This is a genomic window from Geodermatophilus sp. SYSU D00710, assembly GCF_054050195.1.
Genome location: NZ_JBJGYX010000081.1, coordinates 1 through 17,341, shown reverse-complemented (window position 1 = coordinate 17,341; position 17,341 = coordinate 1). Strand labels below are relative to the sequence as shown.

The following is a 17,341-nucleotide window of genomic DNA, read 5'->3' as shown; positions in this document are numbered from 1 at the left end:
ACGCCCACGGGCGTCCCGGGCCCGCTGGAGCCCGTGCCGACGGTGACCGCCGGCCGGGGAGTCCTACCGGAGGAGGCTCCGCGCGATCACCATGCGCTGGATCTGGTTGGTGCCCTCGTAGATCTGGGTGATCTTGGCGTCGCGCATCATCCGCTCGACCGGGAAGTCCTGCGTGTAGCCGGCGCCCCCGAAGAGCTGGACGGCGTCGGTGGTGACCTTCATGGCGACGTCGGAGGCGAAGGCCTTGGCGGCGGCGCACAGCCGGCCGAGGTCGGGGTCCACCTTGCCGCCGGAGTGGCCGGCCTCGCCGCGGGCAGCGGCGACGTAGACCAGGTGCCGGGCGGCCTCGATCTGCATGGCCATGTCGGCGAGCATGAACTGGACGCCCTGGAAGTCGCTGACCGCGCGGCCGAACTGCTTGCGCTCGCGGGTGTACTCGACGGCGGCGTCGAGGGCGCCCTGGGCGATGCCGACGGCCTGGGCGCCGATGGTCGGGCGGGTGAAGTCCAGCGTGCGCAGCGCGGTCTTGAACCCGGTGCCGGGCTCGCCGATGACCCGGTCGGCCGGGATGGTGCAGTCGGTGAAGTAGAGCTCGCAGGTGGGCGAGCCCTTGATGCCCATCTTCCGCTCCTTGGGGCCCACGGCGAAGCCGGGGTCGTCGCGGTGGACGGCGAAGGCGGAGATGCCGTTGGCCCGCTGCTCCGGGTCGGTCACGGCCATGACCGTGTACCACTCGGAGACGCCGGCGTTGGTGATCCAGGCCTTGGTGCCGTTGAGCACCCAGGTGTCGCCGTCCCGCCGGGCGCGGGTCTTCATCGAGGCGGCGTCGGAGCCGGCCTCCCGCTCGGACAGGCCGTAGCTGATCATCGCGTCGCCGGCGGCGATCGGGGCGAGCACCTGCTGCTTGAGGTCCTCCGACGCCGACAGGACCACCGGCATCGAGCCGAGCTTGTTGACCGCCGGGATGAGCGAGGCGGACACGTCGACCCGCGCGACCTCCTCGATGACGATGCAGGTGGCGACCGCGTCGGCGCCCTCGCCGCCGTACTGCTCGGGGATGTGGGTGGCGTGGAAGCCGGCCGCCGTCAGCGCCTTCTGCGCCTCGATCGGGTACCGCGACTCGGCGTCCACCTCGGCCGCGTACGGCTTGATCTCCCGCTCCGCGATGTCCCGGACGGCGGCCCGGATCGCGTCGTGCTCCTCGGTCAGCTGGTACAGCCCGCTCGTGCTCACGCCTCGATGCTAGGACGTCCCAGCAGTTTCCTGGCCCGTCTCACCCGGCCCGGTGAGGCGGGCGCGCAGCGCGGCGTCGCGGGCCGCCACGGAGTCGGCGAGGTCGGCCTGGAACCGCTCGACGGCCGCCCGCAGCCGCGGGTCCGCGGCGGCCAGGATGCGGACGGCGAGCAGCCCGGCGTTGCGGCCGCCGCCGATGGACACCGTCGCCACCGGCACGCCCGCCGGCATCTGCACGATCGACAGCAGACTGTCGAGGCCGTCGAGCCGGTCCAGCGGCCGCGGGACGCCGACGACCGGCAGCGGGGTGGCCGCGGCGAGCATGCCCGGCAGGTGGGCCGCTCCCCCGGCCCCGGCGACGAGCACCCGCAGGCCGCGCCCGGCCGCGGCCGCGGCGTAGTCGAGCATCCGCTGCGGCGTCCGGTGCGCGGAGAGCACGTGCACCTCGTACGGGACGCCGAACTCGGCGAGCGCCTGCGCGGCGGGCTCCATCGTCGGCCAGTCGGAGTCGCTTCCCATGACGACGCCGACGAGGGGGCTGCCGACGAGCGGGTCCACTCAGTGCCCCAGGGGGAAGGCGAAGGCGGGGTCGACCACGCCGTCGGCGAGGTAGCGGGCCGCGGCGAGCGCGCGGGCGCGGACCTCCGCGAGGTCGTCGCCCAGCGCGGTGACGTGGCCCAGCTTGCGGCCGGGGCGCTGCCCCTTGCCGTACCAGTGCAGCTTGACGTCGGGCCAGTGCGCCATGAGGTGGTGCACCCGCTCGTCGACGCCGGGGCCGTCCCAGTCCTCGGCCGACGCCGCCCCGCCGAGCACGTTGGCCGTGACCACGACCGGCGCGGTCATCGCCGTCGACCCCAGCGGGTAGTCGAGGACGGCGCGCAGGTGCTGCTCGAACTGGCTGGTGCGCGCGCCCTCGATCGTCCAGTGCCCGGAGTTGTGCGGGCGCATCGCCAGCTCGTTCACCAGCACCCCGTCGGCGGTCCGGAACAGCTCGACGGCCATGACCCCGACCACGCCCACCCGGTCGGCGACGCGGACGGCCAGCTCCTGCGCGGCCAGCACGGTCTCCTCGTCGAGCCCGGGTGCCGGCGCGAGCACCTCGGTGTTGATGCCGTCGCGCTGCACGGTCTCGACCACCGGCCAGACGGCGACCTGCCCGAACGGGGAGCGGGCCACGAGTACCGCGAGCTCCCCCACCAGCGGCAGCCGCTCCTCGACCAGCAGGGTCCCGTGCCGCTCCAGCAGGTCGGCGACCTGGTCGGGGCCGTGGACGACGAAGACGCCCCGGCCGTCGTAGCCCCCGCGCGGGGTCTTGACCACGACCGGCCAGCCGACCTCCTCGGCGAACGCGGCCACCGCGTGCACCGTGGGCGCCTCGGCCCAGGCCGGCTGCGGCTCCCCCGCCCCGGCCAGCGCCCGGCGCAGGACCAGCTTGTCCTGGGCGTGCAGCAGCGCGTCGGGGCCGGGGGCGACCCGCACGCCGTCGGCGGCGAGGGCGCGCAGGTGCTCGTTGGGCACGTGCTCGTGGTCGAAGGTGAGCACGGTGGCGCCCTCGGCCACCGCGCGCAGCGCACCGAGGTCGCGGTGGTCGCCGAGCCGGACGTCGGCGGCGACCAGCGCCGCGGACTCGTCGGCACCGGTGGCCAGCACCCGCAGCGACTGGCCGAGGGCGATCGCGGCCTGGTGGGTCATGCGCGCGAGCTGTCCCCCGCCGACCATGGCGACGACGGGCAGACCGGTGCGCGGGTCGGTGGGCGCGGGCATGGTGGGCCCACCGTAGCGAGCACCCGTCCTCCCGGCGCCGTCGTCCCCGCGGGGGCGGCGCGGGTCCGTACAGTCGGCAGACGTGCCGCTGCTGCCGTCCGTCCGTCGCCGCGCCGGCAGCACCTGGCGGCTGCTCCTGCGGGAGCTCAGCGCGTTCGGCACCGTGGGCGCGGCCTGCGTCGTCCTCGACATCGGCCTGTTCCAGCTGCTCTACACCTCCGGCAGCGGCGCGGTGACGGCGAAGCTGGTCTCCGCGGTGGTGTCCACGACGGCGGCCTACCTCGGGCACCGGTTCTGGTCCTTCGCCCACCGCGAGCGCTCCGGCTACCGCCGGGAGTACGTCGCCTTCGTCCTGGTCAACGGGTTCACCGTGTTGGTCGGCCTGTTGCTGGTCGCCCTGGTGCGCCACCCGCTCGGGCAGGAGCACGCCCTGGTGCTGCAGGCGGTCAACGTCTTCTCCATCGGGCTGGGGACCGTCATCCGCTGGTTCGCCTACCGGCGGTGGGTGTTCCGGGCGGCGCCCGCGGCAGGAGCCGGGACACCGCGGGACGGGCACCTGGTGCCCGGTGAGGCCGCAGTGAGCAGCAGGGCCTGAGAGCCCCCGGCGGCGGTGGCTCATCCGGTTGTCTCGGGCCCTCCCGGGGGTCGGTCTCGGCACTCGACCCAGAGGAGTGACGTCTGTGGCAGAGGAAGGAGCAGGGGTGACGCGGGGCGAGACCGTGCAGTGGGGTGCCGTGGCCGGTCGGCTGGCGGCGGCCGCGGCGACAGTGGAGCGGTCGGTCTCCCGGCTCACGCTGGTGCTGTCGGGAAGTGGACGTGTCAGCGCCCCCTACCTGCTGCCACTGGAGCTCGACGCACTCGTGCGCTGATCCGTGACCTCGTGCCGCTGCGGGTGTGCGACCGGCCTGGTCCAACGCCGGGGTCGCCGAGCACCCGCCCACCGTCGGCGACCTCGACCGGACGATGACGCGGATCGCCACGCTCTGCGGTGGCCCACTCGGGCGGTTGACGGCGCTCATCGCCGCGCTCCCTCCGGCTTGGAGGTAGCCGCCGGCCGGACCTGACGGTCCGGTGGGCTGCCCCGGAGGGGACGGACGACGAGCCTCGAGCGGTCACCGACCTCCGGCGCGGTCCGGGGAGTTCAGCAGTCGGTCGAACACCAGGTCGGTCATCTGGGCCACGCGAAGGGACAGCCGCCGCGACTCCTCCAGGCCCTCCTCGGCCTCCCGCAGCGACCGCTCGAGGTCCTCGACGTGGCGTGCGTGCGCGTCTAGCTGCTCACGGAGCTCGGCGAGCACCGTCTCCATCTCCCCCAGCCGCTGCTGCAGGACGGGGACCGACTCGAGGGACCGCACCGTCCGGGTGGCAACGCGACGGAACACCGCGCCAGCGAGATCACGGGCCGCCATCACGCCGCCCCGAGACGCAGGCGCGCCACCCACGGGTCCTCGTCGCCGTACACCGCCAGCCCCCGGCCCTCCACGGAGTCCAGGACCTGCAGGTCGCGCTCCTTGGCCTCGACGACCACGAGAGCCGGGTCGAGGTACCGCCGGAAGTGCTCACCGAACGCGTGCTCCGCCTCCTCGTCCCGGTTCGTGCGGAACTCGAACCAGCACTCGCCTCCACGGCGGGCGACCGTAGCCGCGAGGAACCACAGGTTGGCGCGGGCCTCGTCGTCGATCGCGTGCACGAGGAAGCGGGCGTACAGGTGCCAGCCGAGGGAGGGGTCCAGCTCGGCGGCCAGGTTCCCGACCTGGTGCAGGTCGGCGAGGTTGACGACCTCGAATGCAGCCTGCCATCCCTCGTTCCGGGCCAGGACCCGCCCCCGCTCGACGGCGGCCGCGGAGTAGTCGATCGCGTGCACGGTGCGCCCCACGCGGGCGAAGAAGCGGGCGTCGCGCGCCGTACCGGTCCCGACGTCCAGGACGGCGGCCCCCGCGGGCAGCCGCTGGTCCACCCAGCGGGCGAAGTCCGACTCCGCCGCAGGGACCCTGCCGACGTCGGCGCTGGAGTAGAAGTCCTGCCAGTACTCGCGGCCCATGTTGAACTCCCCGATCCATGCCCGTAGTCGTGACCGCACGGCGTGCGGCGTGGTGAAGGTGAAGGACGGGTCCGGTGTCCGCCAGCCCGGTCCGTAGGTCTCGGCCAGCAGCTGCTCGGTGGCCGCCGGTGCGGGGTGGGTGCGCCCGCGGACGGTGACGTCGGACAGCTCGCGCAGGTCGAGCCCGTCGGCACCGACCTGGAAGCAGAGATAGGTGCGGTCGCCGACCTCGAAGGCCGTGAAGACGTCGATGCAGTGGTCCTGCCCGTCGTCGTCGGAGAAGACCAGCTGCAGGTGGCCACCGCTGTGGCGGAGCACCGAGTACCCGCGGTGGCGCAGCACCCGCTCGAGCTCGAGGTTCTCCCGCACGACGTCCGCCGGGTGGTCGTGGCGGGACAGGTAACCGAGGTCGGCGTCGTCGTCGTGCGGGATCAGGTCGCCGTCGCGGACCGCGCCGAGCAGGGTCCCGTAGCAGACGAACGACCTCAGCCCGGCCTCCGCCAGGACACCGCGCACCGCGTCGAGACGCTCGAGCAGTCGGTCCTGGAGAGCGCGGCGGGCCACCGGCTCGATGCCGTCGAAGCTGGGGGCCAGGTGTCCCCACTTGTTCACCGAGAGCCAGCGCAGCCGGCCGTCCCGCAGGTCCAGTCGGGCAGCGTCGGGCCCGAAGGCGACCTCCCCGGAGGCCACCACGTCCTTGCGTGCGGCGTCCCGGACCACAACGGATGCCGTACCAGTGAGTCGCTCGGCGAGCGCCGGAGGCCATGGGAACCACACGCTCCCGTCGGGACGACACGTCCCGACGTCGGCGCGAAAGGAGACGGTCCGGTGTCCCTCCATCAGGACCTCGACGACCGCCGGCAGGCAGGCGGCCCCAGATGGGGCGACGACCAGACCCGAGCGGTCCGCCTGCACGCTGGCGCACGACTCCGGGCGGGGACCATGACGGGACACTCCTTCACATTACGTCACGACCTGTGCACCGAAGGTGTGCTCACGGTGCCGTCGTGGGGGCTTCCTCACCTCTCCCACCCGTCACCGCGGCCCCACTCCGTGCTGCTCAGCCGAATGCGATGGCGCTCTCCGCCGGCGGCCCCGAGTCGGTCAGGAGGCCAGACGCGAGCCCGACCGCCCGGCCACGACCTCCAGCCGGGTGGGGATGCGGGTGCGCAGCTCCTCGAGGTGGCTGATCACCCCGACCGTGCGCCCGCCGCGGCGCAGCTCGTCGAGCACGGTCATCACCGCGTCGAGCGCCTGGGCGTCGAGCGTGCCGAAGCCCTCGTCGACGAAGAGCGTGTCCATCTGCACCCCGCCGGCCTCGGCGGTGACGACGTCGGCCAGGCCGAGGGCGAGTGCGAGGGAGGCCATGAAGCTCTCGCCGCCGGAGAGGGTCTTGGTCGGCCGCCGGGTGCCGGTGTACTCGTCGAGCACGTCGAGCCCCAGGCCGCCGCGGGCGCCGTGCCGGCCCAGTGCGTCGCTGTGCAGGAAGGTGTAGCGCCCCCGGGACATCTCCTGCAGCCGGCGGCTGGCCACCTCGGCCACCTGCTCGAGGCGGGCGGCGAGCACGAAGGACTGCAGCCGCATCCGCAGCGTGTTGGCACCGCGGCCGCCGACCAGGTCGGCCAGCCCGCCGACCTGGTCGGCGCGGGCGCGGCGCTCGGCGAGCTCCTCCTCCGCGGCCAGGACGTCGCCGGCCAGCCCGTCGAGCGCGGCCGCGCAGCGGCGGGCCTGGTCGAGGGCGGTCACCGCCTCCTCGCGGCGGGCGGTGAGCGCGGTGCAGCTCTCCTGCAGGGCCGCGACGTCGGGCCGCTGGTCGAGGTCGGCGAGGTCGGGGTCGGCGAGGGTGGCGGCGAGCACCGCGCGGGCGTCGTCGTGCGCGCGCAGCCGCGCGTCGAGGGCGGCGAGCTCACCGGCGGGCAGCAGGGCGCGGCCGGCGTCGGGGACGCCGGCGAACCCGGCCGCGGCCGCGCGCTCCCCGGCCGCGGCGCGGGCGGTGGTGACCGCCTCGGTGGCGCGCACCTCCTCCTCCGCCGCGGCGACGGCGGCCTCGCAGCGCTCCGCCTCGGCGGTCAGCCGGGCGGCGCGAGAGGGCAGGTCGGGGTCGTCGCCGCGGGCCGCGTCGACGCGGGCGGCCGCCTCGGCCGCCGCCTGCTCGGCCGCCGCCTGCTCGGCGGTGCGGCGCTGCAGCGCCTCCCGGTCGGCGGCCAGCGCCGCGGCGGACGCGTCGCGGCGCTGCTCGGCCGCGACCAGCGCCCGGCGGGCGGTATCGACGCCGCCGGCCAGCCGGGACACCTCCTCGAGCTCGGCCCGGCCCGCCGTGGCGCGGGCGGCCAGCGCCTCGGCCGGCTCGTCGCCCGCGCGGGCGCGCAGCACGGCGAGCTCGCGCTCCTGCGCCTCGACCCCCGCCGCGGCGGCGGTGCGGCGCTCGTCGGCGGCGTCGGCGGCGGCGCGGGCGCGCTCCTCGTCGTCGGCGGTGACCGGCGCCCCGGCCGGGACCGCCGGGCGCGGGTGCTCGGTGGAGCCGCACACCGGGCAGTCGGCACCGTCGGTCAGCCCGGCGGCGAGCTCGGCGGCCATGCCGTCGAGCCGGGCGGTGCGCACCTCCACCAGCCGCTCTCGCGCCTCCAGCCAGCCCAGCCGGGCGGCGTCGGCCGCGGCGCGGGCGCCGTCGAGCCGGCCGGCGAGCCCGGCGGCGCGGGTGGCGGCGTCGAGAGCGGCGCGGGCGGCCTCCGCGGCGGCGGTCAGGCCGGGCAGCCGCGCGGCGGCGGCCTGCGCGGCGTCGAGGCGGGCCTGGGCGGCGGCCACCCGCGCCGGCTCCTCCTCCGCGGCCCGGGCGCCGTCGGCGCAGGCGGCGGTCAGCCGCTGCACCTCGCCGGCGAGCCGGGCCGCGTCGCCGGCCAGCGCGCGGGCCCGGCCGGCGTCGGGCAGCAGCGCGCGGGCCTGCGCGGCGGCGTCGCGCAGGTCGCGCGCCGTCGCCGGGATGGCCGGGTGCCCACCGCCGACCGCGGCCCAGGCGGCCGCGGCGCGCTCGCGGGCCGCGGCGGCGCGCGCGGCGGCGAGCGCGGCGCGCTCGACGGTCTCCAGCACGTCGCGGAGCACCTCGGCACGGCGCCCGGCGTCGGCGCGGGCCCGCAGCGGCGCCAGCTGCGGCTCCCGGGCGGTGAGCTCCTCGAGTGAGGCGCGGGCGCGGTCCCGCCGGGCGTGCCGGTCGGCGAGCGCGCGGGCGGCGGCGAGCTCGGCGTCGGCCCGGGCGCTGTCGGCGGCCGCGGTCGCCGCGGCGGTCCGCGCGGCGGCCAGTCGCTCGGCCGCCTGGGTGCGGACCTGCCGCACCCAGGCGCCCACCGACGCACCCGGCCGCGCGCCGACCAGCTCCGGCGCGAGGTCCTCGGGCACCTCGACGTCGGCGATCTGGGCCACCCGGTGCAGCAGCGTGCTCACCCGGTGCCGGTCGGCGCGCAGCGCCTCCTCGGCGGCCCGCCGCTCGCCGGCCAGCCACTCCTCGGCGCGGGCGAACCGGTCGACGTCGAAGAGCGTGCGCAGCAGCTTGGCGCGGTCCTCGGGCTCGGCGCGCAGGAACCGGGCGAAGTCACCCTGCGGGAGCAGCACCACCTGGCAGAACTGCTCGGCCGAGAGCCCCAGCCGGACCCGCAGGTACTCCGACCCCTCGTCGATGCGGGTGCTCACCGGCTCCCAGGTGCTGCCGGTCCAGCGCTGCACGGTGAGCCGCGCCTGTTCGGTGGTCTCGCCGGTGCCGCGCTTCTTGGGCCGGGTCTGCTCCGGCCGGCGCACCACGCGCAGCCGCTCCCCGGCCAGGGTGAGCTCGCAGCCGACCTCGGTGCGGGTGGCGGCGTCGGCGTGGTCGCTGCGCAGCCGGCGGGCCTCACCGCGGGCTCCGGGCACCACGCCGTAGAGGGCGAACACGACGGCGTCGAGCAACGTCGTCTTGCCTGCCCCGGTGGGACCCCACAGCAGGAACAGCCCGTCACGGGCGACGTCGTCGACGTCGACGGTCTCGGTGCCGGCGAAGGGCCCGAAGGCGGTCAGCGTGAGGGAGTGCAGCCTCACCGGGCGGGCTCCTCGCGGGTCGCGGCGGCCAGCGCGCGCCCGAGCAGGTGTCGCTCGGCAGAGGTGGCGGCGACCCCGCCGCGGACGTGGCTGACGAACTCGCCGGCGACGTCGAGGTCGCCGCGCCCGCGCAGCCGCTCCTGGTAGCTGCGCCCGTCGGGGGTCCCGCCGCCGGACCACTCCAGGTGCACGCAGTGCGGGAAGCGGGTGCGCAGCTTGCGCATCGGATCGGTCGGGCGCACGGGGTCGGTGAGATGGGCGGAGACGAACGCCTCCTCGGCCGCGGCGTGCGCCGGGTCGGCCAGCAGCTCCTCGAGGGTGCCGCTGAGGACCCGCAGGGCGCGGGGCAGGGGCAGCGGCACGGCGCGGACGCCGGCCAGCCCGCCGGCGTCGAGGTCGACCAGCCACACCTGCTTGTCCTGGCCGGCCTCGCCGAAGGAGTAGGGCAGCGGCGAACCGCTGTAGCGCAGCCGGTCGGACAGCGACTGCGGCCGGTGGAGGTGGCCCAGCGCCACGTAGTCGACGCCGTCGAACACCGACGCGGGCACCAGGTCGACGCCGCCGACGCAGATGTCGCGCTCGCTGTCGCTGGCCACGCCGCCGCCGACGAAGGCGTGCGCCAGCACGACCGAGCGGGTGCCGGGGCGGAGGAAGAGGTCGGCGCGGACACGGTCCATCGCCGCCCGCAGCACCGCCTCGTGGCTGCGCGCCTCGCGCAGGCCGAGCTCGTGGCGGGCGAGCTCGGGCTCCAGGTAGGGCAGGCCGTAGACCGCGACGTCGCCGTGCGCGTCGGAGAGCAGCACCGGCTCGTCGAGGCCGCCGGTGGTCGTGCGGAAGTGCACGCCCGACCGGGTCAGCAGCCCGGAGAAGGTGCTCAGCCGGCGCGCGGAGTCGTGGTTGCCCGGCGTCAGGACGACCGCCGCGCCGGCCCCGACCAGCCGGGCGACCACCGCGTCGAGGACGGCCTGCGCATCGGCCGAGGGCACCGCACGGTCGTAGACGTCACCGGCCACCACGACCGCGTCGACCCGCTCGGCGGCGACGACGTCGGCCAGGCCGGAGAGCACCGCCTCCTGCTCGGCGAGCAGGTCGGCGCCGTGCAGCGACCGTCCGATGTGCCAGTCGGAGGTGTGCAGCAGCCGCATGGGTGCGGAAGGTAGGTCGCCGTACCGACAGATCCGGCCAGGCTCGCCGTGACCGATCGGTCACACCCCGCCCGGGGGCGCAGGCCGGCGGGTCAGCGCAGGCGGGTGGTGCGGGACCCGACCGACGACCAGTCCTCGTTCCAGTCCTCGTCGTGCCCGTCCCCGGCGGGGCCGACCGGCCGAGGGTCGTCCTCGACGAGCTGGGCCAGCAGCGCCTGCACGCCGTCGCTGTCGGGCAGGCGGCGCAACACCAGCGGCGGCCCCTCACCGGCGGACTCCACGGTGACCGTGCCCGACCGCACGATCCGCTCCCACGGCGTCTGGCGGCAGGAGACGTCGGTGACGCGGGAGAGGGCGACGTCGCGGCCGCGGCGGGAGAGCACGCCGGTCCGCACCAGCACCCGGTGCGTGGTCACGACGACGTGGGTGGTGCGCCAGCGCAGCAGGGGGCCCGCGACGGCGACGGCGAGCACGACCAGCGCGACCGCCAGCAGCAGCATCCGCAGCACGCCCTGCTGGCGGCCGGCGGGGACGAGCGCGGCGAGGTAGGAGGCGGCGCCGACGACCACGAGGAACCGGACCACCGGCCAGAACAGCGTCGTCCAGTGCGGGTGCAGGTGGGCGACGACCTCCTCGTCGTCGGCCAGCAGCCGGTCGGGGTAGGGCACGACGAGAAGGATGACCGAGCGGAGCCGGCGAGTCAGGTTCCCCGCGGGCGTGTCCGCACGTGCTGGACGTCGCCGGTGGCCAGCTCCACGGTGCCGGTCGCGGTCGACAGCACCAGCCGGCCGTCCCAGTCGACGGCGGTGACGGAACCGGCCACCTCCGACCCGTCGGGCAGGGTGACGACGACGTCGGCGCCGACCGTCGAGGACCAGGCGAGGTAGTCGCGGGCCAGGTCGCTGGCGACGGGGTCGCCGAGCGCGGCGGTCCAGGCGAGGTAGCGGCGTTCCAGCCCGCGCAGGAAGGTCAGCAGCAGCGGGCCCCGGTCGACGGGGCCGCCGGTGACCACCGACAGCGACGTCCCGGTGGGCGGCAGCTCCTCGCGGCGGGTGGTGACGTTGAGCCCGGTGCCGACCACGACCGCGCCGCTCGAGGCCTCGGCGAGGATCCCGGCGAGCTTGGCGCCGTCGGCGGCCAGCAGGTCGTTGGGCCACTTGAGCGACGTGCGGACCCCGGCGACCTCGCCGACGGCCTCGGCCAGCGCCACGCCGGTGAGCAGCGGCAGCCAGCCGCGGCGGGCGGCCGGGACGTCGGGGCGCAGCAGCACCGAGACGGTCAGCCCGGCGCGTGGCGGCGAGACCCAGGTGCGGTCGAGCCGGCCGCGCCCGGCGGACTGGTGCTCGGCGACCAGGACCGTCCCCTCCGGCTCCCCGTCGGCGGCCCGTCCGGCGAGGACGGCGTTGGTCGAGCCGGTCTCCTCGACGACCTCCAGCGCGCGCCACAGGCGGCTGTCGCGGACGAGGGCGGCCTGCAGGGCCGCGGCGTCCAGCGGTGGGCGGTCGAGCTCCGACCAGCGGGCGGAGGGCGCGTCGGGCACTCCCCTACGCTACGGCTCCGTGAGTGCGGCTGAACTGGAGAGCGCCGGCGAGCACGTCCCCGGCGACGTCGACATCCACACGACCGCCGGCAAGCTGGCGGACTTCGGGCAGCGTGTCGAGGAGGCCGTGCACGCGGGCTCGCAGCGGGCGGTCGAGAAGCAGCACGCGGCGGGCAAGATGACCGCCCGCGAGCGGATCGAGGCGCTGCTGGACCCCGGCTCGTTCACCGAGCTCGACGAGTTCGCCCGCCACCGCTCCACCACCTTCGGCATGGAGGCCCGCCGTCCCTTCGGCGACGGCGTCGTCACCGGGTACGGCACCGTCGACGGCCGGCCGGTCTGCGTCTTCTCCCAGGACGTCACCGTGTTCGGCGGCAGCCTCGGCGAGGTCTACGGCGAGAAGATCGTCAAGGTCCTCGACCTGGCCCTGCGCAACGGCTGCCCGGTCATCGGCATCAACGAGGGCGGCGGCGCGCGAATCCAGGAGGGCGTGGTCTCCCTCGGCCTCTACGGCGAGATCTTCCGGCGCAACGTGCACGCCTCCGGCGTCGTCCCGCAGATCTCGCTGGTGATGGGCGCCGCGGCCGGCGGGCACGTCTACTCCCCCGCGCTCACCGACTTCGTCGTCATGGTCGACAAGACCAGCCAGATGTTCATCACCGGTCCCGACGTCGTGAAGACGGTGACCGGCGAGGACGTCACGCTCGAGGAGCTCGGCGGCGCCCGCACCCACAACACGAAGTCCGGCGTCGCGCACTACCTCGCCGAGGACGAGGCCGACGCCCTCGACTACGTCAAGGCGCTGCTGTCCTACCTGCCGAGCAACAACCTCGACCCGCTGCCGGCCGTCGACGTGGCGCCGGTCGACGTCACGCTGCCCGACGCGGTGACCGAGGAGGACCTCGAGCTCGACGGCTTCGTCCCGGACTCGCCCAACACGCCCTACGACATGCACACCGTCATCGAGCACGTCCTCGACGACGGCGAGTTCCTCGAGGTGCAGGCGCTGTTCGCGCCGAACATCCTCGTCGGCCTCGGCCGGGTCGAGGGGCGGCCGGTCGGCGTCGTGGCCAACCAGCCCACCCAGTTCGCCGGCACGCTCGACATCGACGCCAGCGAGAAGGCCGCCCGCTTCGTGCGCACCTGCGACGCGTTCAACGTCCCGGTGCTCACCTTCGTCGACGTCCCGGGCTTCCTCCCCGGGACGTCGCAGGAGTGGGAGGGGATCATCCGCCGCGGGGCGAAGCTGATCTACGCCTACGCCGAGGCCACGGTCCCGAAGGTCACGGTGATCACCCGCAAGGCCTACGGCGGCGCCTACGACGTCATGGGCTCCAAGCACCTGGGCGCCGACCTCAACCTGGCCTGGCCGACCGCGCAGGTGGCGGTCATGGGCGCGCAGGGCGCGGTCAACATCCTCTACCGGCGCGAGCTCGCCGACGCCGACGACCCCGAGGCCCGCCGCGCCGAGCTGGTCACCGAGTACGAGGACACCCTGCTGTCCCCCTACATCGCCGCCGACCGCGGCTTCGTCGACCAGGTCATCCTGCCGTCGCACACCCGCGTCCAGGTGACCAAGGCGCTGCGGCTGCTGGCCAACAAGCGCCAGACCCTGCCGCCGAAGAAGCACGGGAACATCCCGCTGTGACGACGACACCGTCGTCCTCCCGACGACACCGCGACCAGGTGCCGTCCCCCGAGCCCGTGGAGCCCACCCCGGCCCCCCTCGCGGAGGCCTCCGGCCCCCACTCGTCGGACCGACCCCTGCTGAGGGTCGTCCGCGGTGAGCCCACCGCCGAGGAGCTCGCCGCGCTGACCGTCGTCGTCGCCGCGCTCTCCCAGCGGAGCCGGCCGCGCCGCCGGCCGGTCCCGGTCGGGGCGTGGGCCTCCCCCGCCGACCTGCACCGGCCGGTCCTGCGCCCCGGCCCCGGTGGCTGGCGCGCCGCGGGACGGCCCGGATGAGCCGGAGGCTGGTGCTGGCCTCCGCCTCACCGGCCCGGCTGGCACTGCTCCGCCAGGCGGGGCTCGCCCCCGAGGTCGTCGTGAGCGACCTCGACGAGTCCACCGTCACCGCGCCGCGCGTCGGCGAGCGGGTGGCGCTCCTGGCCGCGGCGAAGGCGGCCACCGTCGCCGGCCGGGAGGACGACGCCCTCGTCGTCGGCGCCGACTCCCTGCTGGAGTTCCGCGGGCAGGCCATGGGCAAGCCGGCCGACGCGCACGAGGCCCGCGACCGCTGGCGGCGGATGTCCGGGCGCTCCGGGGTCCTGCACACCGGCCAGGCGCTGCTCGACGTGCGCGCCGGCCGGGTCGAGGGCCGCGACGTCGTCGTCACCTCGACCGTCGTGCACTTCGCCACCCCGACGGCGGAGGAGATCGAGGCCTACCTGGCCACCGGCGAGCCGCTCGCGGTCGCCGGCGCCTTCACCCTCGACGGGCTCGGCGCGCCGTTCGTGCGCCGGGTGGAGGGGGACCCCGCGTCGGTCGTCGGCCTGTCGCTGGCCGCGCTGCGCGAGCAGCTGCGCCGTCGTGGGCTGACCATCACCGACCTCTGGCGGCGCTGAGCCCGTTCCCGCCCCGTCGCCGTGCGGTGGTCCGCTGCTCGGTCTCGGGCCTAGGGTCCGGACGTGGACACGCGCTCTCTACGCACGGCGTGGGACACGTTCGGCTCGAAGGACCCCATGTGGGCGGTGCTCACCGAGCCCGACCGCCGGGGCGGACGCTGGGAACCCGAGGAGTTCTTCGCGACCGGCGTCCGCGAGGTCGACGGGGTCATGGCACTGGCGAGTGAGCTGGGCCTGCCTGCCCGGCACGGGACGGCGCTGGACTTCGGCTGCGGCGTGGGCCGGCTCACGCAGGCGCTCGCTCGTCACTTCGACCGGGTGACCGGGGTGGACATCGCGCCGTCGATGCTCGCCGAGGCGCGGCGGCACGACGCCGAGGGCCGGTGCACCTTCGTCCACAACGAGGCACCCGACCTGGCCCTGTTTCCCGACGACTCGTTCGACATGGTGCTGTCCACCATCGTGCTGCAGCACATGCCGCCCGATCTGGCCCTGCGCTACGCCGAGGAGTTCGGCCGGGTGCTGCGCCCAGGCGGGCTGGCGGTCTTCGCCGTCCCCACCGGGCCGTCGGACACGCTCGTCGGCCGGCTGTACCGCGCCGTCCCGCGGCCGCTGGTCCACGCCTACGTCCGCCGGCGGTTCGGCGCCGTGATGCAGATGCACGGCCTGCCGATGGAGGTCCTCCTGCCGCGGCTGACCGAGCGCGGCCTGGTGGTGCTGCGCGTGCAGCCTGACGCCAGTCCGGGCCCGAACTGGCGGGGCTTCCGCTACGCCGTCACCAAGCCACCGGCCGACGGCGTCGGCTGAGCCGTCGGCGGGCCACCTCCCAACCGCGGGCGGGTGTGCGGACTCTGGCTAGAGTCCGTCCGGTCCGTCTTCGAGGGAGTGCGCCGGTGCATAAGGTCCTGATCGCCAACCGCGGGGAGATCGCCGTCCGGGTGGCCCGCGCCTGCCGGGACGCCGGGCTGACCAGCGTCGCGGTGTACGCCGAGCCCGACCGGGACGCCCTGCACGTGCGCGCCGCCGACGAGGCCTTCGCCCTCGGCGGGACGACGCCGGGCGACTCCTACCTGGTGATCGACAAGATCCTCGACGCGGCCAAGCGCTCGGGCGCCGACGCCGTGCACCCCGGCTACGGGTTCCTGTCGGAGAACGCCGACTTCGCCCAGGCCGTCATCGACGCCGGGCTGACCTGGATCGGCCCCTCCCCCGAGTCGATCGTCGCCCTCGGCGACAAGGTGGCCGCCCGGCACATCGCCACGAAGGCCGGCGCGCCGCTGGTCCCCGGCACGAAGGACCCGGTCGCCGGCGCCGACGAGGTGGTCGCCTTCGCCCGGGAACACGGGCTGCCGGTGGCCATCAAGGCCGCCTTCGGTGGTGGCGGACGCGGCCTGAAGGTCGCCCGCACCGAGGAGGAGATCCCGCACCTGTTCGACTCCGCCGTCCGCGAGGCGGTCGCCGCCTTCGGCCGCGGCGAGTGCTTCGTCGAGCGCTTCCTCGACAGGCCGCGGCACGTCGAGGCGCAGGTGCTGGCCGACACCCACGGCAACGTCGTCGTGGTCGGCACCCGCGACTGCTCGCTGCAGCGGCGCAACCAGAAGCTGGTCGAGGAGGCCCCGGCGCCGTTCCTCACCGACGAGCAGCGCGCCCGCATCCACGAGTCGGCCAAGGCCATCTGCCGGGAGGCCGGTTACCACGGCGCCGGCACCGTCGAGTACCTCGTCGGCACCGACGGCTCGATCTCCTTCCTCGAGGTCAACACCCGTCTGCAGGTGGAGCACCCGGTCAGCGAGGAGACCAGCGGCATCGACCTGGTCCGCCAGCAGTTCCGCATCGCCGAGGGCCTGCCGCTGGCGATCACCGAGGACCCCGTCCCGCGCGGGCACAGCATCGAGTTCCGGATCAACGCCGAGGACGCCGGGCGCAACTTCATGCCGGCCCCCGGCCCGGTCACCCGGCTGGAGATCCCCCAGGGCCCCGGCGTCCGCTGGGACTCCGGCGTCGAGACCGGCGGCGAGGTGGCCGGCGCGTTCGACTCGATGCTGGCCAAGCTGATCGTCACCGGGGCCACCCGCGAGGAGGCGCTGCAGCGCGCCCGCCGGGCGCTCGACGAGCTCGTCGTCCAGGGCATGCCCACGGTGATCCCGTTCCACCGGGCGGTGGTCCGCGACGAGGCGTTCACCCGCGAGCCGTTCACGGTGCACACCCGGTGGATCGAGACCGAGTGGGACAACCAGGTGCCGCCCTACGGCGCCGCGCCGGCCGAGGCCGACGAGGAGGCGCCGCGGCAGACCGTCGTCGTCGAGGTCGGCGGCCGGCGTCTGGAGGTCTCGCTGCCCGCGGGCCTGGCGGCCGGCGGCGGGCCTGCCCCGGCCGGTGCCGGGGCCAGGCCGCGCAGGCGGGGTTCGGGCCACGGCGGATCGGCGGCCTCCGGCGACTCCCTCACCTCGCCGATGCAGGGCACCATCGTCAAGGTCGCCGTCGCCGACGGGGACACCGTCGCCGAGGGCGACCTGGTCGTCGTCCTCGAGGCGATGAAGATGGAGCAGCCGATCACCGCCCACAGGGCCGGCACCGTGAGCGGGATGTCGGCCGAGGTCGGCGCCACCGTCGCCAGCGGCGCCGTCCTCTGCCGGATCGCCGACTCGGGTTGAGCCGGGGCGCGGTGAGACGAGACCCGCCAGGCGTTCGCGTCGCTCAGTACGCCCTGACCAGGCCAGTAGCAGCCGACCAGTGCAGTGTCCCCCCCTGGAAGCGCTGCGAGGCGTCACCGCTGGGCAACCGCACCCCACCCGCCATCGGGTAGCCGAGGTGGCCGTTCTCGTACCCGCGCGCGGCCCAGGCCCACCGGATGGCACCGTCGACCGCCTGCGCACGGGTCGCGGGGCTCCAGTAGATCGATCCACCCTGGAACTCCTGCAGACACCCCCCGTCCCGCAGACCGCACCGCGCACCGGCCACCGGATAGCCGTACCAGCCGTTCTCCCAGCCC

At 75.5% G+C, this 17,341-nt stretch carries 17 protein-coding genes; 7 read left to right on the top strand and 10 right to left on the bottom strand.

Annotated elements, in window-relative coordinates; translation table 11 throughout:
* Positions 1-63 precede the first annotated feature (63 nt).
* The 3 genes from ACI78U_RS23215 to ACI78U_RS23205 are packed head-to-tail and all read right to left on the bottom strand — an operon-like array spanning position 64 to position 2,997.
* Positions 64-1,233 carry an acyl-CoA dehydrogenase family protein gene (locus tag ACI78U_RS23215; RefSeq protein ID WP_456877767.1) on the bottom strand — a complete coding sequence of 390 codons (1,170 nt, stop codon included), beginning with the start codon at positions 1,231-1,233 and terminating at the stop codon, positions 64-66.
* Between the two features lie 9 nt (positions 1,234-1,242).
* A complete protein-coding gene (purE, locus tag ACI78U_RS23210) occupies positions 1,243-1,791 on the bottom strand; it encodes a 5-(carboxyamino)imidazole ribonucleotide mutase (protein WP_456877766.1) in 549 nt (182 codons plus the stop codon).
* On the bottom strand, positions 1,792-2,997 hold the full coding sequence (locus ACI78U_RS23205) for a 5-(carboxyamino)imidazole ribonucleotide synthase (RefSeq protein ID WP_456877765.1): 1,206 nt from the start codon (positions 2,995-2,997) through the stop codon (positions 1,792-1,794).
* Between the two features lie 82 nt (positions 2,998-3,079).
* Here ACI78U_RS23205 and ACI78U_RS23200 point away from each other — a divergent pair, with 82 nt between their 5' ends.
* Together ACI78U_RS23200 and ACI78U_RS23195 are read left to right on the top strand one after the other, a co-directional pair.
* Positions 3,080-3,592, top strand: coding sequence for a GtrA family protein (locus ACI78U_RS23200; RefSeq protein ID WP_456877764.1), 513 nt, complete (start codon positions 3,080-3,082; stop codon positions 3,590-3,592).
* Positions 3,593-3,698: 106 nt separating this feature from the next.
* Entirely contained in the window at positions 3,699-3,866 is a 168-nt protein-coding gene (locus ACI78U_RS23195) for a hypothetical protein (RefSeq protein WP_456877763.1), read from the top strand.
* A 243-nt stretch (positions 3,867-4,109) separates the two neighbouring features.
* On the opposite strand, the gene ACI78U_RS23190 is transcribed toward ACI78U_RS23195, so the two are convergent.
* From ACI78U_RS23190 to ACI78U_RS23165, 6 genes are all read right to left on the bottom strand, one after another.
* Positions 4,110-4,379, bottom strand: coding sequence for a hypothetical protein (locus tag ACI78U_RS23190; protein ID WP_456877762.1), 270 nt, complete (start codon positions 4,377-4,379; stop codon positions 4,110-4,112).
* Positions 4,380-4,405: 26 nt separating this feature from the next.
* A complete protein-coding gene (locus ACI78U_RS23185; RefSeq protein WP_456877761.1) occupies positions 4,406-5,731 on the bottom strand; it encodes a LicD family protein in 1,326 nt (441 codons plus the stop codon).
* A gap of 411 nt (positions 5,732-6,142) precedes the next feature.
* A complete protein-coding gene (locus tag ACI78U_RS23180) occupies positions 6,143-9,103 on the bottom strand; it encodes an AAA family ATPase (RefSeq protein WP_456877760.1) in 2,961 nt (986 codons plus the stop codon).
* Positions 9,100-10,248, bottom strand: a complete 1,149-nt coding sequence (locus tag ACI78U_RS23175) for an exonuclease SbcCD subunit D (RefSeq protein WP_456877759.1) — start codon at positions 10,246-10,248, stop codon at positions 9,100-9,102. The genes ACI78U_RS23180 and ACI78U_RS23175 overlap by 4 nt, the downstream gene beginning before the upstream one ends.
* A gap of 92 nt (positions 10,249-10,340) precedes the next feature.
* Positions 10,341-10,916 (bottom strand): PH domain-containing protein, encoded by a 576-nt coding sequence (locus ACI78U_RS23170; protein WP_456877758.1) that lies wholly within the window; start codon positions 10,914-10,916, stop codon positions 10,341-10,343.
* A gap of 32 nt (positions 10,917-10,948) precedes the next feature.
* Positions 10,949-11,788, bottom strand: coding sequence for a biotin--[acetyl-CoA-carboxylase] ligase (locus ACI78U_RS23165; protein WP_456877757.1), 840 nt, complete (start codon positions 11,786-11,788; stop codon positions 10,949-10,951).
* A 19-nt stretch (positions 11,789-11,807) separates the two neighbouring features.
* On the opposite strand from ACI78U_RS23165, the gene ACI78U_RS23160 reads away from it, so the two are divergent.
* From ACI78U_RS23160 to ACI78U_RS23140, 5 genes are all read left to right on the top strand, one after another.
* A complete protein-coding gene (locus tag ACI78U_RS23160; RefSeq protein ID WP_456877756.1) occupies positions 11,808-13,436 on the top strand; it encodes an acyl-CoA carboxylase subunit beta in 1,629 nt (542 codons plus the stop codon).
* Positions 13,433-13,750 carry an acyl-CoA carboxylase subunit epsilon gene (locus ACI78U_RS23155; RefSeq protein ID WP_456877755.1) on the top strand — a complete coding sequence of 106 codons (318 nt, stop codon included), beginning with the start codon at positions 13,433-13,435 and terminating at the stop codon, positions 13,748-13,750. The genes ACI78U_RS23160 and ACI78U_RS23155 overlap by 4 nt, the downstream gene beginning before the upstream one ends.
* Entirely contained in the window at positions 13,747-14,349 is a 603-nt protein-coding gene (locus ACI78U_RS23150) for a Maf family protein (protein ID WP_456877754.1), read from the top strand. The genes ACI78U_RS23155 and ACI78U_RS23150 overlap by 4 nt, the downstream gene beginning before the upstream one ends.
* Positions 14,350-14,412: 63 nt before the next feature.
* On the top strand, positions 14,413-15,156 hold the full coding sequence (locus ACI78U_RS23145) for a class I SAM-dependent methyltransferase (protein ID WP_456877753.1): 744 nt from the start codon (positions 14,413-14,415) through the stop codon (positions 15,154-15,156).
* A gap of 86 nt (positions 15,157-15,242) precedes the next feature.
* Positions 15,243-17,003 carry an acetyl/propionyl/methylcrotonyl-CoA carboxylase subunit alpha gene (locus tag ACI78U_RS23140; RefSeq protein WP_456877752.1) on the top strand — a complete coding sequence of 587 codons (1,761 nt, stop codon included), beginning with the start codon at positions 15,243-15,245 and terminating at the stop codon, positions 17,001-17,003.
* 43 nt (positions 17,004-17,046) lie between these two features.
* Here ACI78U_RS23140 and ACI78U_RS23135 read toward each other — a convergent pair.
* Positions 17,047-17,341 (bottom strand): LGFP repeat-containing protein (locus ACI78U_RS23135; protein ID WP_456877751.1); only part of this gene is annotated, 295 nt, incomplete at its 5' end.

Excerpts from the sequence above, each read along its gene's own strand:
- ACI78U_RS23205 (WP_456877765.1), bottom strand. The coding sequence starts at position 2,997 with ATGCCCGCGCCCACCGACCCGCGCACCGGTCTGCCCGTCGTCGCCATG.
- ACI78U_RS23175 (WP_456877759.1), bottom strand. The coding sequence starts at position 10,248 with ATGCGGCTGCTGCACACCTCCGACTGGCACATCGGACGGTCGCTGCAC.
- ACI78U_RS23150 (WP_456877754.1), top strand. The coding sequence starts at position 13,747 with ATGAGCCGGAGGCTGGTGCTGGCCTCCGCCTCACCGGCCCGGCTGGCA.